Origin of the sequence: Comamonas testosteroni, assembly GCF_030505195.1 — a bacterium.
Classification (GTDB): Bacteria; Pseudomonadota; Gammaproteobacteria; order Burkholderiales; family Burkholderiaceae_C; genus Comamonas; species Comamonas testosteroni_G.
Window position 1 is genome coordinate 1,992,096 of record NZ_CP129672.1, and the last position, 14,583, is coordinate 2,006,678.

General features: G+C 62.2%; 14 protein-coding genes and 1 pseudogene. 6 read left to right on the forward strand and 9 right to left on the reverse strand.

The window, feature by feature from the left end:
* Positions 1-17 precede the first annotated feature (17 nt).
* On the reverse strand, positions 18-788 hold the full coding sequence (locus QYQ99_RS09160) for a class II aldolase/adducin family protein (RefSeq protein ID WP_302092353.1): 771 nt from the start codon (positions 786-788) through the stop codon (positions 18-20).
* On the reverse strand, positions 770-1,651 hold the full coding sequence (locus QYQ99_RS09165) for a TauD/TfdA dioxygenase family protein (protein WP_302092354.1): 882 nt from the start codon (positions 1,649-1,651) through the stop codon (positions 770-772). Before QYQ99_RS09165 ends, QYQ99_RS09160 begins: the two co-directional genes overlap by 19 nt.
* Before the next feature lie 244 nt (positions 1,652-1,895).
* Between QYQ99_RS09165 and QYQ99_RS09170 the strand changes: the two genes are divergently transcribed.
* Positions 1,896-2,549 (forward strand): TetR/AcrR family transcriptional regulator, encoded by a 654-nt coding sequence (locus tag QYQ99_RS09170; RefSeq protein ID WP_302092355.1) that lies wholly within the window; start codon positions 1,896-1,898, stop codon positions 2,547-2,549.
* Between the two features lie 50 nt (positions 2,550-2,599).
* Here the strand turns inward: QYQ99_RS09170 and QYQ99_RS09175 are convergent, their stop codons facing one another.
* From QYQ99_RS09175 to QYQ99_RS09200, 6 genes are read right to left on the reverse strand one after another with little or no spacing between them, the layout of a single operon-like run.
* Positions 2,600-4,336, reverse strand: a complete 1,737-nt coding sequence (locus QYQ99_RS09175) for an acetyl/propionyl/methylcrotonyl-CoA carboxylase subunit alpha (RefSeq protein WP_302092356.1) — start codon at positions 4,334-4,336, stop codon at positions 2,600-2,602.
* An 11-nt stretch (positions 4,337-4,347) separates the two neighbouring features.
* Entirely contained in the window at positions 4,348-5,979 is a 1,632-nt protein-coding gene (locus tag QYQ99_RS09180) for an urea amidolyase family protein (protein WP_302093146.1), read from the reverse strand.
* 5 nt (positions 5,980-5,984) lie between these two features.
* The gene (locus tag QYQ99_RS09185; protein ID WP_302093147.1) at positions 5,985-6,752 is read right to left on the reverse strand and encodes a LamB/YcsF family protein; all 768 of its coding nucleotides are present in this window, start codon (positions 6,750-6,752) and stop codon (positions 5,985-5,987) included.
* A 20-nt stretch (positions 6,753-6,772) separates the two neighbouring features.
* Positions 6,773-7,435, reverse strand: coding sequence for a pyroglutamyl-peptidase I (pcp, locus tag QYQ99_RS09190; protein WP_302092357.1), 663 nt, complete (start codon positions 7,433-7,435; stop codon positions 6,773-6,775).
* A gap of 12 nt (positions 7,436-7,447) precedes the next feature.
* On the reverse strand, positions 7,448-8,401 hold the full coding sequence (locus QYQ99_RS09195) for a DUF979 domain-containing protein (protein WP_003074320.1): 954 nt from the start codon (positions 8,399-8,401) through the stop codon (positions 7,448-7,450).
* Entirely contained in the window at positions 8,398-9,117 is a 720-nt protein-coding gene (locus QYQ99_RS09200) for a DUF969 domain-containing protein (RefSeq protein WP_302092358.1), read from the reverse strand. The genes QYQ99_RS09195 and QYQ99_RS09200 overlap by 4 nt, the downstream gene beginning before the upstream one ends.
* Before the next feature lie 293 nt (positions 9,118-9,410).
* Between QYQ99_RS09200 and QYQ99_RS09205 the strand changes: the two genes are divergently transcribed.
* The 4 genes from QYQ99_RS09205 (at position 9,411) to QYQ99_RS09220 (ending at position 13,118) form a co-directional block, all read left to right on the forward strand.
* Positions 9,411-10,088 carry a GntR family transcriptional regulator gene (locus QYQ99_RS09205; protein ID WP_302092359.1) on the forward strand — a complete coding sequence of 226 codons (678 nt, stop codon included), beginning with the start codon at positions 9,411-9,413 and terminating at the stop codon, positions 10,086-10,088.
* A gap of 171 nt (positions 10,089-10,259) precedes the next feature.
* On the forward strand, positions 10,260-11,243 hold the full coding sequence (locus tag QYQ99_RS09210) for a TRAP transporter substrate-binding protein (protein ID WP_182285590.1): 984 nt from the start codon (positions 10,260-10,262) through the stop codon (positions 11,241-11,243).
* An 80-nt stretch (positions 11,244-11,323) separates the two neighbouring features.
* Positions 11,324-11,830 (forward strand): TRAP transporter small permease, encoded by a 507-nt coding sequence (locus tag QYQ99_RS09215; RefSeq protein ID WP_302092360.1) that lies wholly within the window; start codon positions 11,324-11,326, stop codon positions 11,828-11,830.
* Positions 11,823-13,118, forward strand: a complete 1,296-nt coding sequence (locus tag QYQ99_RS09220) for a TRAP transporter large permease (RefSeq protein WP_302092361.1) — start codon at positions 11,823-11,825, stop codon at positions 13,116-13,118. The genes QYQ99_RS09215 and QYQ99_RS09220 overlap by 8 nt, the downstream gene beginning before the upstream one ends.
* A 166-nt stretch (positions 13,119-13,284) precedes the next feature.
* Here QYQ99_RS09220 and QYQ99_RS09225 read toward each other — a convergent pair whose 3' ends face one another.
* The gene (locus tag QYQ99_RS09225) at positions 13,285-13,578 is read right to left on the reverse strand and encodes a hypothetical protein (RefSeq protein ID WP_302092362.1); all 294 of its coding nucleotides are present in this window, start codon (positions 13,576-13,578) and stop codon (positions 13,285-13,287) included.
* A 131-nt stretch (positions 13,579-13,709) separates the two neighbouring features.
* Between QYQ99_RS09225 and QYQ99_RS09230 the strand changes: the two are divergent.
* Positions 13,710-14,556: pseudogene (locus QYQ99_RS09230) on the forward strand (IS5 family transposase).
* Positions 14,557-14,583: the final 27 nt, after the last annotated feature.

Consider the following 14,583-nt stretch of genomic DNA (forward strand, 5'->3'; position numbering starts at 1 on the left):
GCAGAGCCAGGCTGGGCTTAGTCCAGCACGCAGGGATCGCGGCGGATTTCCTCGCGGCACATGGCCTCCCAGAGAAAGGGAAAGCCGTTGAGGTCGGTGCGCGCTCCGGTCGCCTGGATCACGGCATCGCTCAAGGGGGTGCCGCCACCGAGCGCCTGCACCCGCCAGGCCAGGCGGCAGCGCCACTCCAGCGTGATGGCACGCAGATGCGCCTGCCGAATGCTCTCGCCCACCACCAGCGCACCATGATTGGCCAGCAGCGCCCATTTGCTCTGGCCCAATGCGCTGGCCACGGCATTGCCCAGCTCGCGCTGCTCTACCGTGCCCCGGTATTCGTCATAGACCACGGGGTCGGTATCGACCAGGGCCGAGGTCTGGTCATAGACCGGCGGCACCTTGCCCGTGGCCGACCAGACCGAGCTCCATTCGGGATGGTTGTGGATGACCACGCGCACATCGTGGCGCTTTTCATGCACGTCCATGTGCAGCCGGATGGCCGGAGTGATGTTCCAGTCGCCCTCGATCACCTGGCCTTGTGCATCCAGTCGCAGGATGTCCGAGGCCGTCAGCTCGCTCCAGGTCAGCTCCCAGGGATTGGCAAGATAGCTGCCGTCGTCCAGGCGCAGGGTGATGTGGCCCGCGATATGGTCGTTATAGCCTTCGCGTGAGAGCACGCGGCACAACAGCGCAAGCTGCTGGCGATCACTGAGCGCCGGCAGCAGCGGCTTGCGACCCGGGCGCGGCGCGTATCTGGACAGCAGCTCCTGGTTTATTCCGTCGTGGCGCATGCTGCCTCCTGTTCGTGGTGCATCCGGGCGACAGCGCCCTGGCGAGCAAACACCGATGCACGATGCATGCGGCGCTGGTGCGGGGCGTAGTCCATGATGGCGTTGTGCACCACGCTGCGGTTGTCCCAGATCACCATATCGCCCAGCGCCCAGCGGTGCTTGAACAGGAACTCCACCTGCATGCAGTGCGCGTGCAGATAGGCCAGGATGGCATGGCTTTCGGCCTGCGGCAGGCCGTCTATATGCGTGACATAGGTGGGGCTGACGTACAGCGCCTTGCGCCCCGTGAGCGGATGCACGCGCACCATGGGGTGCAGCTGGCGACGGTTCTGCGCGACCACTTCCACATAGCGCTCGTGCGTGCAGATGCCATGCTGCAGCGCCGCCGTCATGGGCCTGTTCATGTCATGCCAGGCACTCAGGCCGTCGAGGTACTGCTTCATCTGCGGCGACAGCGCATCGTAGGCACTGGTCATGCTGATCCAGCAGGTATCGCCCCCCGTGGGCGGCAGGATGCGCGCATGGGTCATGGTGACGATGGGCGGACTGGGCAGAAAGCTCTCGTCGTGGTGCCACATATCGGCGCGGTCGCCGAGCTTGGAGTCGATGACTGTGATTTGCTCATAGCCCTGCCCCAGATTGGGATAGAAGGTATGGACTTCGGCCTCGCCAAAATGCCGGGCAATCGCCAGATGCTGGTCGGGCGTCATATCGGGCACATGCAGCACCAGTGCTTCGTGCCTGAGCAAGGCGGCTTCCAGCGCCTGCAGGGTTGGCGCAGACAACGGGTCTGCCAGGTCCAGTTTCAGCACTTCGGCACCGATGCGCGGGCCGAGAATCTGAACCGAGATGGGGGATGACATGGGCTTTCTCCTCTATGCAATGTCTTGCCCGAGTGCCGTGCTTCTTTCTCCTGCACAGCGTCTGCCTCAGGCTCTGTCGGGCCGCTCCTTGGCGCTAGGATGGCGAGCAGCCTGATACAAAGTCTAGGCAGAGGGAGTGCGTTTTTCCACTCGCATTCCGACTCCCTCAAAGACGCTGCAAGTCATTGATGGAAAAAGAAAAAATCAGCACCCACCGATCAACCGAAGACAGGACTTGCATTTCATGGACGCGCCCACCACCCCACGCCCCAAGGACCAGTTGCCGCAACCGCGCAAGCAGCCTGTGCAGGCACGCTCCAGAGCGCTGGTCGATGCCATTGCCGAAGCCTGTTTGCGCCTTCTCGAAAAAGAGGGCGAGGACGCTCTCACGGTCAATCGCATTGCAGAAGTTTCGGGTGCTGCCGTGGGCTCCATCTACCAATACTTTCCCAACAAGGAGTCCATGATTGCGGCGGTGTATGAACGCCTGCTCGATCAGGAGTCCGAGCAGCTTTTCCAGATGCGCGAGCAGTTGCAGGGCCTGTCGCTCGAAGCCATATTGCGCCAGATCTTTGCGAACATGATCCGGGTCGAGCAGCGCCTGCATCAGCTCAGCCATGCTTTCCACACGCGCTATCGCTCGGCCTTGCATCTGGGGCTGTGGCATGCACCACAGGCCAGCCGGGAAGAATTCATCAACACCACCTGGCTGCCGCTGCTGCAGATGCATGGCGCGCAGGTGCAGACCGACAACCTGCCACTGGCTGCCTATCTGCTGGGCCAGGGCCTGCGCGAGATCATCCACAGCGCCGTGCACGATGTGCCGCAGCAGGCCCGCTCACCCGAGTTTCTCGATGCACTGGTGGCCATGGCCATGAGCTGTGTGAAGCAAAGCTAGAAAAACAAAGCGCGACCCAGGGGTCGCGCTTCAAGCGGGGCTGGCCAAGCTTATCGGATATGCGCGATCACGGCGCTCAGGGTCTGCGCAGTGCCTGCCTGGGCGGCCAAGGTGACGCGGCCGCTCTTGTGGGCCGAGACCTGCATCTCCATTTTCATGGCTTCCATCACGGCGATCACATCGCCTTCCTTGACCTCGTCGCCATCGGCGACCTTCCAGGCATGCAGATTGCCGGCAATGGGCGAGATAACCGCATCAGGGTCCACGCTTTGCTGCGCGGCGGCCTGAGCCACGCCCGTCGTCGGCGCAGACAGACCTTGCAGCAGCATGGCGGGCAGGCCCAGCTGCACGCGGCGGCCGTCGATCTCGATGGCGGTGCGCAGCAGGCTGGTGTCGGCCACAGGTTCGGCGCGGGCGGCTGCGGCCAGTGGCTCGGCAAACTCGGTTTCGATCCAGCGGGTGTGGACATTGAAGCCATTCGTTCCCACAAAGTCGGCCTGATTCAGAACGGCCTTGTGAAAGGGCAGCACCGAGGCCACGCCCTCGATGCGGAACTCGGCCAGTGCGCGGCGCGCACGGGCCAGGGCCTGCTCACGCGTGGCCCCCGTGACGATGAGCTTGGCCATCATGGAGTCGAAGGAGCCGGGAATCACCGAGCCGGTTTCGACGCCCGAATCGAGTCGCACACCCGGCCCCGAAGGAGGCGCAAAGCGCGTGATCAGACCCGGTGTGGGCAGAAAGCCGCGCCCCACATCTTCGGCATTGATACGGAACTCGATGGAATGGGCACGCGGCGCCGGTGTCTGCGTGAAAGACAGCGGCAGGCCGTCGGCCACACGCAGCTGCTCCTGCACCAGATCGATGCCCGTGGTTTCCTCGGTCACAGTGTGCTCGACCTGCAAGCGGGTATTGACCTCAAGGAAGGAGATGGCGCCCTCTCCCTTAGCGTTCTCGCTGAGCAGAAACTCCACGGTGCCGGCGCTGACATAGCCGGCTTGCGCGCAGATAGCCTTCGCCGCGCTGTGAATGCGTTCGCGCTGGGCCTCGGTGATGAAGGGGGCCGGCGCTTCTTCCACCAGCTTCTGGTTGCGGCGCTGCAGCGAGCAATCGCGCGTGCCCAGCACCACCACATTGCCATGCGTGTCGGCAATCACCTGCGCCTCGATATGGCGCGGCTTGTCGAGGAACTGCTCCACAAAGCATTCGCCGCGGCCGAAAGCCGTCACCGCCTCGCGCACGGCAGAGGCATACAGCTCGGCCACTTCGTCCATGCGCCAGGCGATCTTCATGCCACGGCCACCGCCACCAAAGGCAGCCTTGATGATGATGGGCAGACCATGCTGCTGGGCAAAGGCCAGCACTTCGTCGGCATCCTTGACGGGATCGGGCGTGCCGGCCACCAGCGGCGCTCCGACCTGCAGCGCAATCTTGCGCGCCTCGACCTTGTCGCCCAGCTTGGCAATGGTGTCGGGGCGCGGGCCGATCCAGATCAGACCGGCATCCAGCACGGCCTGCGCAAAGGCTTCGCTCTCGGACAGAAAGCCATAGCCGGGATGAACGGCGTCGGCACCCGAACGCCTGGCGATCGCAATCAGCTTGGCGATGTTCAGATAGGTGTCCGCGCTCTTGTCGCCATCGAGGCCGTAGGCCTCGTCGGCACGGCGCACATGCAGGGCATCGATATCGGCATCGGCATAGACGGCGACGGATTTCACGCCATAGTCGGCACAGGCGCGTGCAATGCGCACAGCGATCTCACCACGGTTGGCAATCAGAACTTTTTTCATCAACTCACTCCTCATTGCGCGCTTGCAGGCACCAGCTCTGCAAAGGCGCGGATGGGGTTAAAACGAATCCAGGCACCTACGGGGATCTGCCCCGCAAGGTCCAGATGATGGGGGGCCACGCAGCCGATGACGGGATAGCCGCCGGTCAGGGGGTGGTCGGCCAGAAACAGCACGGGCTGGCCGCTGGCGGGAACCTGGATGGCCCCCAGTGGCGTGCCTTCGCTGGGCAGCTCGCTGGTCACGGCGCGCGTCAGCGCCTGCTCGCCGGCAAGGCGCAAGCCCACGCGATTGGACTGGGGCGTGACCTGCCAGCGCTGGGCAGCCAGCAAGGCTACCGCCTCGGGCGTGAACCAGTCGGTGCGCGGGCCCAGCTCCACATCCAGCACCACCTCGCCGTCCGGGGCCGGCAAGTCCTGCTCCGGCAGGGCAAACTCGGCCACCACGGCATGGGGGGCCGGCAGCACCGCCAGCAACTGGCCGCTGTGCAGGGCGGGCGGGCCGACATGGGCCAGGGTGTCCGTCGAAGCACTGCCCAGCACGGGTGCCACTTCGTAGCCACCGCGCACCGCCACATAGCAGCGGGCACCGGCCACGGGTTGGGCAAGGCTCAGCGTGTCGCCATCGGCCAGCGCAACTGCGGCGCAGCGTGGCGCAGACCAGCGGCGTCCGTCGGCCGTGGTGATGCCAAGAGGTGCGTCCGCGCCGGTCACGGCCACCACGTTCTCGCCCACGCTTTGCAGCGACAGGCCGCCGCCTACCGTCTCCAGCACCGGCAAATGGCTGGCATTGCCGACCAGCCGGTTGGCCGCCTTGAACGCCGCCTGATCCATGGCACCTGAGGCCGACACGCCCTGGCCGGCCTGGCCATGGCGACCCCGGTCCTGGAACAGCGTGAGCAGGCCTGTGGCGCGCACACGCAAGGCACCGGCATTCGCCTCAAAATTCGTAGCTGCTTGCGCATGTTCCTTATTGATTTCAGATACTTTTCTATCTGAAATCGAATTATGTAGAGCGCTAGCAGCTTCCTTTTGCATAGCAATATCGACAAACTGAACGCGATAGCCGGGCTGCAGCAAGGCCGGCAGATCACGCGCCAGATCCCACATCGCGGCATCGGTCACTCCGATGATCTGCCAGCCGCCGGGGCTGGCCTGTGGATACACCGCGCTGAAGCTGCCGGCCAGCGCCACGGCACCCGCAGGCACCTTGGTGCGTGGCGTGGCCCGGCGCGGCACATTGAAGACGGGGTCGCCGCCGCTCAGATAGGCAAAGCCCGGCGCAAAGCCGGTAAAGGCCACCGACCATTCGCTGCCCGTGTGGCGGCGCACCACCTCTTCGGCGGTGATGCCCAGTATCTGGGCGACTTCAGCCAGATCCTCGCCGTCATAGCGCACGGGAATCTGCACCAGCACGTCCGAGCGCTGCACGCTGCCGCTCAGATCGCAGGCAGCAATGCGCCGCACCAGTTGCGCCGCGCCGATGATATGGGGCGCGAACTGAACCAGAATGGTGCGCGCGGCAGGCACCAGCTCCTGCACGCCTTCTATGGGACTGGCCTGCAAGGCGCCCAGCAGCACCAGCGTCTGCTGCAGGTCGGCCAGCTCCACCAGGATGGCGTGGCGGTTGACGGGCAAAAAGCGCATGGCACTCATGGCGCGGTGTCCACAAAAGAGGTGATCTGCACGCCCTCCTGCTCGAAGCGCTGGCGGATGTTGCGCGCAATGGCCACGGCACCGGGGCTGTCGCCATGCACGCAGATGGAGTCGGCCTGCACACGCACCAGAGTGCCGTCCACGGCCTCGATCACGCCCTCACGCACCAGGGTCAGCATGCGCTGGGCAATCAGGTTTTCATCGTGCAGCACGGCACCGGGCTCGCGGCGCGAGACCAGGGCGCCGCCCGGCGTATAGCCGCGATCGGCAAAGGCCTCGGCCACCACGTTCAGGCCCGCATCGCGGGCCCACTCGATCAGGGGCGCACCTGCCAGCGCCATCAGCACCAGCCTGGGATCGATGGCCTTGATGGCATTGATCACATCCATGGCCTGACGTCTGTCCTGGGCAATGGTGTTGTAGAGCGCGCCGTGCGGCTTGACGTACTGGACGCTGGTGCCGGCCGCCTGCGCAAGGCCCTGCAGAGCGCCGATCTGGTAGATCACATCGGCCACCAGATCGCCGCTGGCCACATCCATGTTGCGACGCCCGAAACCCGACAGATCGCGGTAGGCCACATGTGCGCCGACGACCACGCCGCGCGCCTTGGCCGCCTTGAGCGTGGCCAGTATCCCGGCCGCGTCGCCGGCATGAAAGCCGCAAGCCACATTGGCGCTGCTGACGATGTCCAGCATGGCCGCATCGTCGCCCATGCGCCAGGCGCCGAAGCTCTCGCCCAGATCGCTGTTCAAATCCATTTTCATCATTCGTCTCCCGGTCAGCATCAATGCAGCTGACCTGCGTGTTCCAGCAAATCCTGCTGCACCGTCATGGCCGTATGAATGGCAGCGCGGATGCCCTGAATCTGTGTGTCCAGCGCCATGCTGGCCATGCCGGGCTGGCGCGCGGCCTGCTGCGGCAGCGCGGGTATGTGAATAAAGCCCCCGCGCACGCCGGGGCCCGCACGGCGCGACAGCCTGTGCATCAGGGCATAGAACACATGGTTGCAGACAAAAGTGCCCGCCGTGTTCGATACCGAAGCCGGGATGCCCGCGTCCCGCAGATGGCGCACCATGGCCTTGATGGGCAGGGTCGAGAAATAGGCCGCAGGCGCATCGCGCACCACGCTCTGATCGACGGGCTGATGGCCCGCGTTGTCCGGAATGCGGGCATCGTCGATATTGATGGCCACGCGCTCGGGCGTGATTTCCGATCGCCCACCGGCCAGCCCCAGGCTGATGATGAGCGAGGGCTGCAGCCGCGCCAGCGCCTCGTCCAGCGCCTCCATGGCCGCGCCGAACACACAGGGCAGTTGCACAGCATGCACCACGCCATCCGCGATCAGCTCGCCGTCCAGCGCGCGCGCCACTTCCCACGAGGGGTTGACGCTATCTTTATCGAAGGGCTCAAAGCCGGTCAGCAGGATTCGGTGGGCAGCCTCGGTCATGGCAACTCTCTCTTATCGGAACATCAGGAAGTTGAGCAGGAACACATTCACGATCAGCAGCGTGATGGCCGTGGGAACCTGCGCACGGATGACGGCATTTTTGTCAATTTCCAGCAGTGCTGCGGGCACCAGGTTGAAGTTGGCCGCCATGGGCGTGAGCAAGGTGCCGCAGTAGCCCGACAGCATGCCGACTGCCGCCATCACGGCCGGGTCACCATGGTAGACGCCAACCAGCACGGGCACGCCCACGCCGCCCGTCATCACCGGAAATGCCGCAAAACCATTGCCCATGATGACGGTGAACAGCGCCATGCCGATCACATACACGGCCACGGCCACAAAGCGCACATCCATGTTGATGTAGGTGGTGGTCACATAGGCCACGGCCTTGCCCACGCCGGCATCCGAGAACACCAGACCCAGCATGCCCAGCATCTGCGGCAGCACCAGGGCCCAGCCCAGTGCGTCGATCAGGCGGTGCGACTCGCGCAGGCCCTGCACGGGGGTCTCGCGTGTCATCTTGCAGGCCAGCACCAGCGCAATCACGCAGCCGATGCCCAGACTGACCAGCGTGCTGTTCTTGGGGTCGATCAGGGGAGTGCCGCCAAAGACCAGATGCTTGGCCGACAGCGTGCCCACCATGGTGATCAGCGGGATGGCCAGCGCCGGCACGAACAGCTTGTTGCCCAGGCGCTTGGCGCTTTCCAGGTACTGCGCATCGGTGCGCGGCTGATGCTTGCCGCCCATCACGCCGCCGAAGCCGGCAATCAGGGCCATGACGACCGCGACCGCCCCCACCCATACGGGCGGCAGCAGATCACCGACGAGGAACACCAGCGCGTACAGCGCCCAGAACAGGCCCGCCGAGAAACGGCGCGGGTTGCTGCCGTCGCGCAGCGTCATCAAGGCCGTCACCGCCAGCACCAGGCCGACGAGGTAGTACAGGTATTGAATGGTGATGGTCATGCCTGTTCTCCCTGAGCAGCTTTCTTTTCCGCAGCAATGTCACGCGCCAGTTGCTTGTCCAGGCGGTGCAGGCGCAAGGCATGGATGACAAAGGCCGAGAGGGCCGTGGGAATGCCCCACAGCGCGACATGAATCGGCTCGACCTCAATGCCCGCCTCCTTCAGGAAGGTGGTCATCAGCACGATCGCACCGAAGGCCACGAAGATGTCTTCACCAAAGAACAAGCCCACGTTGTCCGTGGCAGCCGACATGGCACGCAGCTTCTCGCGCACCTTGCCCGACAGCTTGCCGTAGCGGTTTTCGGTCGCGCCTTCGGCCATGGGGGCCAGCAGCGGACGCACCATCTGGGGATGCCCGCCGAGGCTGGTCAGCCCGATGGCTGCCGTGAGCTGGCGCGCTGCCAGGTAGACGATCAGCAGGCGACCGGCGGTGGCCGACTTGATGGAGCTGATCCAGTTCTGCGCATGCTGACGCAGGCCATGACGCTCCAGCAGGCCGATCACGGCCAGCGGCAGCAAGATGATGAGCGGCAGATTGCGGGTCTTGATGAAGCCGGTCCCGATGGCGGCCAGAACCTTGTCCAGCGGAAAGCCCGCCGCAAAGGCCGTGCCGATGGCGGTCACGATGACCACCAGCATGGGGTTAAAGCGCAGCGCGAAGCCGGCAATGATGATGAGCACGCCGATCAGCGGCCACAGGTTTACGTCTACAGGCATGGAAGCCTCCGGAAATCACGCCCTGATCCGCTGTGCGGCGGGCTCTACCAAAGACGGGAACGCTATCGGCACCCCCGCCCAGCTCTTTCGAAGAAGGTTGATCAGCTCTGTTTCAGATCTGCTTCATTCCTCAAATTGTTGAACAATCTATTTAGATTGATTCCACAAATGAAATTGTTTGCAGAACAAACAGACTTTGTAATAGAGCAAACCCTAGGTCTCACCACTCTTTTGAACTTCTCTGGGTCAACAGAACGATGGCTACACTCTGGCGACAGCCAAAAGGGAATGCCATGAAAGTCGTCGCAGAGGTCCAGAACCTGACCGAACGCATCGCCGAAGAAATACGCAGCCAGCTGGTCAAGGGCGTGCTGAGCCCGGGCCAGCGACTGTCAGAAGCAGCACTCAGCGAAGCGCTGGATATTTCGCGCAACACCTTGCGCGAGGTGTTTCGCATGCTGACCAAGGAAGGTCTGCTGGTACACGAGCCCAACAAGGGCGTATCGGTGGCCGTGCCCAGCATGGCGTCCATCATCGATATCTATCGCGTGCGACGCATGATCGAGTGCCAGGCCCTGGCACAGGCTTACCCCATGCACCCTGCACTGACGCGGATGCGCGAGGCCGTGGAAAGCGGCCAGCGGCACAGCGAGGCCGAGGACTGGTCCGAGGTGGGTACCGCCAATATGGCGTTTCACAAAGCCATCGTGGCCCTGGCAGACAGCGAACGCCTCAACGAGATGTTCTCGCATCTGCTGGCGGAGTTGCGCCTGGCTTTCGGCCTGCTGCGCGACCCGCATTTTCTGCATGCCCCCTATGTGGGCATGAATCTGAAGATTCTGCAGATCTTCGAAGCCGGCAGGCCTGCGGAGGCGGCACAGGAGCTCAGTGCCTACCTGGTGCATTCGGAACGCATCATTCTGGCCGCCTATGCCCGACGTCTGGCAGAGGCGGGGATCAAGGCACCTTGAGGGATCTTGTTCAACAAAATGACATTTTCAATAGAAACAAAGCAATAAAACACCCTACGTTTCTTTGAAACTCGTTGAAATCCCTCATGGATGTTTGTTGAGACAAATGCTACTTTTGGCACAACTCTTGCCTGAGTTCATTTGTCCGCATCTCTTATCTGAGGAGTTCTCATGAAGCGTCGCATCTTCTGCGCCACCGCAACCTTGCTCGCCGGCATCGGCATTGCCGGTCATGCCATGGCACAAACCAAGTGGGATTTCGCCACCGCATACGGGCCTGGAAACTTTCACTCCAAGAACAACGAACTGTTCGTGAAGGATGTGGATGCCGCCACGGGCGGCAAGCTCAAGATCACGCCGCACTTTGGTGCATCGCTGTTCAAGATGCCCGAAATCAAGCGTGCCGTGCAAACCGGCAATGCACAGATGGGCGAATTCTTTCTGGTGAGCTTTCAGAATGAGTCGCAGATCTTCGGTGTCGACGGACTGCCGTTCCTGGTGAGCAACTATGACGACGCCTACAAGCTCTATCAGGCTCAGAAACCCGCGCTGCAAAAGCTGCTGGACAAGCAGGGGCAGGTACTGCTGTATTCCGTGGCCTGGCCTCCCCAGGGGATCTACACCAAAAAGCCCGTCAACTCTGCGGCCGATCTCAAGGGCATGAAGTGGCGCGTCTACTCCCCGACCACTGCCCGCATTGGCGAGCTGATCGGCGCCCAGCCCGTGACCGTGCAGGAGGCCGAGCTGTCCCAGGCTCTGGCTACCGGCGTGGTGGATGGCCTGATCACCTCCAGCGCAACCGGTGCCGACAACAAGCTGTTTGAAAGCCTGAAGTACTACTACAACGTGCAGGCCTGGATTCCCAAGAATGCCGTGACCGTGAGCAAGAAGGCCTTTGGCGCACTGGACAAGAGCACACAGGAGGCCGTGCTCAAGGCCGCTGCCGCCGCCGAGCAGCGCGGTTGGAAAGAGTCCAGGGAAGTGGATGCGCGCTCGATAGCAGCCCTCAAGCAAGGCGGCATGCAGGTCGAGCAGCCCTCCGCCCAGCTCAAGGCAGACCTGGGCAAGATCGGCGCGACCGTGATCAAGGAATGGACGGACAAGGCCGGTGCTGACGGCCAGGCCATTCTCGACGGCTACAAGGCTGGCAAGTAAGGCGCAGATTGCATCTGGCCGCCCGGCCCTGGTATTCGGGGCCGCGCGGCCGATGACCTCATCCGCTCAGGAAGACAAGTATGCGCAAGTTACTCAACGGCCTCTATGACGGCAGTGCCTGGCTTGCCGGCATCGCCATGATCGGCGTGTTGGCGATGGTGCTGCTGACCATCACCAGCCGACTCTTTGGTTTCAGCGCCCCCGGCACCGATGCCTACGCAGGCTACGCCATGGCCGGGGCCGGCTTCATGGCCCTGGCCAGCACCTTGAAGAAAGGTGAACATATCCGCGTCACCCTGCTGCTGGGCGCGCTCAAGGGCAAGGCCTACAAGGCGCTGGAGCTGACCGCCCTTGGCATCGCCACCATTCTTTCGGCCTTTCTGGCTTTCTATTCCACGCGCCTGGTCTGGCAGTCCTGGGAGATCGAAGACATCTCCGTGGGCATCGACGCCACACCGCTGTGGATTCCGCAGATTTTCATGGCTCTGGGCACGATTGTTTTCTGCATCGCGTTCTGCGACGAACTGGTGCTGGAGCTGCTGGGCAAACGCAAGGCGGTAGAGAAGGAGGGAACCCCTCATGAATGAAATCACCGCAAGCATTGCACTGATCGTGGTGCTGCTGATCCTGCTTGGCGGCGGTGTCTGGGTCGGACTGACTCTGGCAGGCGTTGCCTGGTTCGGCATGGAGTTCTTCACCGCGCGCGCAGCGGGCGATGCCATGGCCATGACCATCTGGAGCTCTGCCAGCAGCTGGACCTTGACGGCTTTGCCGCTGTTTGTCTGGATGGGCGAGATTCTCTACCGCACCAATCTGTCCGAGAGCATGTTCCGCGGTCTGGCACCCTGGGTCAACGCGCTGCCGGGCCGCCTGCTGCACACCAACGTCATCGGCTGCACGATTTTTGCCGCGGTGTCCGGCTCCTCGGCCGCCACCTGCGCCACCGTGGGCAAGATGAATGTGCCCGAGCTGCGCAAACGCGGCTATCCCGAGAACATGGTGATCGGCTCACTGGGCGGCCCCGCCACACTGGGTCTGCTGATCCCGCCCTCCATCATCTTGATCGTCTATGGCGTGTCGGCCGAGCTGTCGATCTCAAAGCTCTTCATGGCTGGCGTGCTGCCGGGCATCATGCTGGCACTGATGTTCAGCGGCTGGATCATGGCCTGGGCCTTGATGAACCCGGACAAGGTGCCCAAGGCCGACAGCTCCATGAGCTTCAGGCAAAAAGTCTACGAGTCGCGGCACCTGATCCCCGTCGTGCTGCTGATCTCGGGCGTGATTGCCAGCATCTACAGCGGCATTGCCACCGCGACCGAAGCGGCCGCCATCGGCGTGACGGGAGCGCTGATTCTGTCGGCCCTGCAAGGAGCTTTGACCTGGAAGAACTTCAAGGAATCGCTGTTCGGAGCCACCCGTCTGTACTGCATGATTGCGCTGATCCTCGCCGGTGCAGCCTTCATGACCTTGTCCATGGGCTATATCGGCCTGCCACGCCAGCTGGCCGAATACGTGGGCAGCCTGAACCTGTCGCCTGCCATGCTGATTGTGGTGCTGGGCCTGTTCTACATTCTCATAGGCTGCTTTCTGGACGGCATCTCCACCATTGTGCTGACCTCCAGCGTGGTTCTGCCCATCATCCAGGCCGCAGGAATCGACCCCCTGTGGTTCGGCATCTTCCTCGTGATCACGGTGGAGACCGCCCAGATCACGCCACCGGTAGGCTTCAACCTGTTTGTGCTCCAGGGCATGACGGGCAAGCAGATCACCTATCTGGCCCGCGTCTGCGCGCCGTACTTCCTGCTGATGGTGCTGGCACTCGTGATACTGTGGTTCTTCCCGCAGATCGTGACCGCGCTGCCCAACAATATGTAAGCAAAATCGCTTGGCACCAACGCCCCGAAAGGGGCGTTTTTCATGGGCGAACCAGGATGGCTGGATGCATGCCAGCCCATGTAGGCGTCAGCTCCGGGATGTGGATGCCGAATCCCGCTGACAGGGTGTTACGGAAAATGCGCACTACGCTGTTAGATTAGTCGGGTTAGCCATCCAGACACATCCAATGAAAGAAAAAATCAACTTCATTGAGAGGGAGCGCCTCTACCGACATGAACTCAAACGCCGCCGCGTGAAGTTTCTGCCCATGCAGGTACTGCGCCGGGTCTTCAAAGCGGCAGGAGTCTAGCCAGCGCTGAAGCCAGCCATCCACCGGCCATGCCATAACAAAAAAACGCTCCCATGGAGCGCTTTTTCGTGGCACTGACTGAAGCAAATAAAGTCCGTCGGGTTGTGGGCTGTAAGCAATTGATTTCTCCAGGCTCACTTCACGAGACAAAGTCTGTCGAAGATTTGTGAAGCAAGCGTAGCTGAATTTACAAAGTCAGTCGTTCCCTATGAGGGGTCTTACTATTTAGCCTGGGAGGCGCGGTTGCATAAATTGCCCCTACCGTCGGGTAGCCTCGGGCGATGAGTCAGCCCCGGTATTCCAAGCCCCCGCTATCGCACAAACAACCGGGAACAGTACAACGCTGCGCTCAAGGCGCAAGACTGCCTGAATATCTGGTTTGCCGCTGTTAGCGGCAAACGCGGGCGTAGCCCGCAGTTCTCTGATGCGACTATCAAGTTCTGTCTGACCATCAAGAACCTGTTTGGCCTGGTCTTAAGACAGACCGCCGGCTTTTGCAATCGCCGATGGCCTTGTCTGGACTTCAGTCTGCCATGTCTCAGACAACGCAGCCTGGATGTGCCAGTGGCGTATCGCCCCGGTTCGGGTGGACTAGACCTACTGCTCGATTCCACGGGCATCAAGTTTCTGAACGAAGGCGAATAGACGTGCAAAAAAGTTGGCGCGGAACATCGGTGTCAACGACGCAAGCTGCACATAAGTATTGATGCCCAGAAATTGCAGGTGCGAGCCGTCTGCGTCACCTCCAACAACATCAGCGATGCAACGGTGGCGCCTCAGTTGTTGGGACAACTGCCGGTTACTGAACCACAACTGACCGTCACTGGTGAATGCGCTTATGAAACACAACCGGTACATGCCCCAGTGCTGGAGCTCAATGCCATACCCATCAGCCCACCACAATGCGGCGATTGCTGCAGCAGGCGCTTTGCGCCTGTTAAGGAAGAGTTGGAGTGAGTGTCACCAGCGCAGCGTGGTGGAGACCAAGATGCACTGCATCAAATGACTGGGCGAGAGAGCGATATGTCACGCACGTTCGAGCGGAAGGTTCATGAGCTGGATATCCGAGCCTCCATTCTCGACCGACTCACTGAACTGAGCTGTACGCAAACGGTGGCAGCGGCCTAGCCACTTCTGTGGTCTGGGAAAGGATGA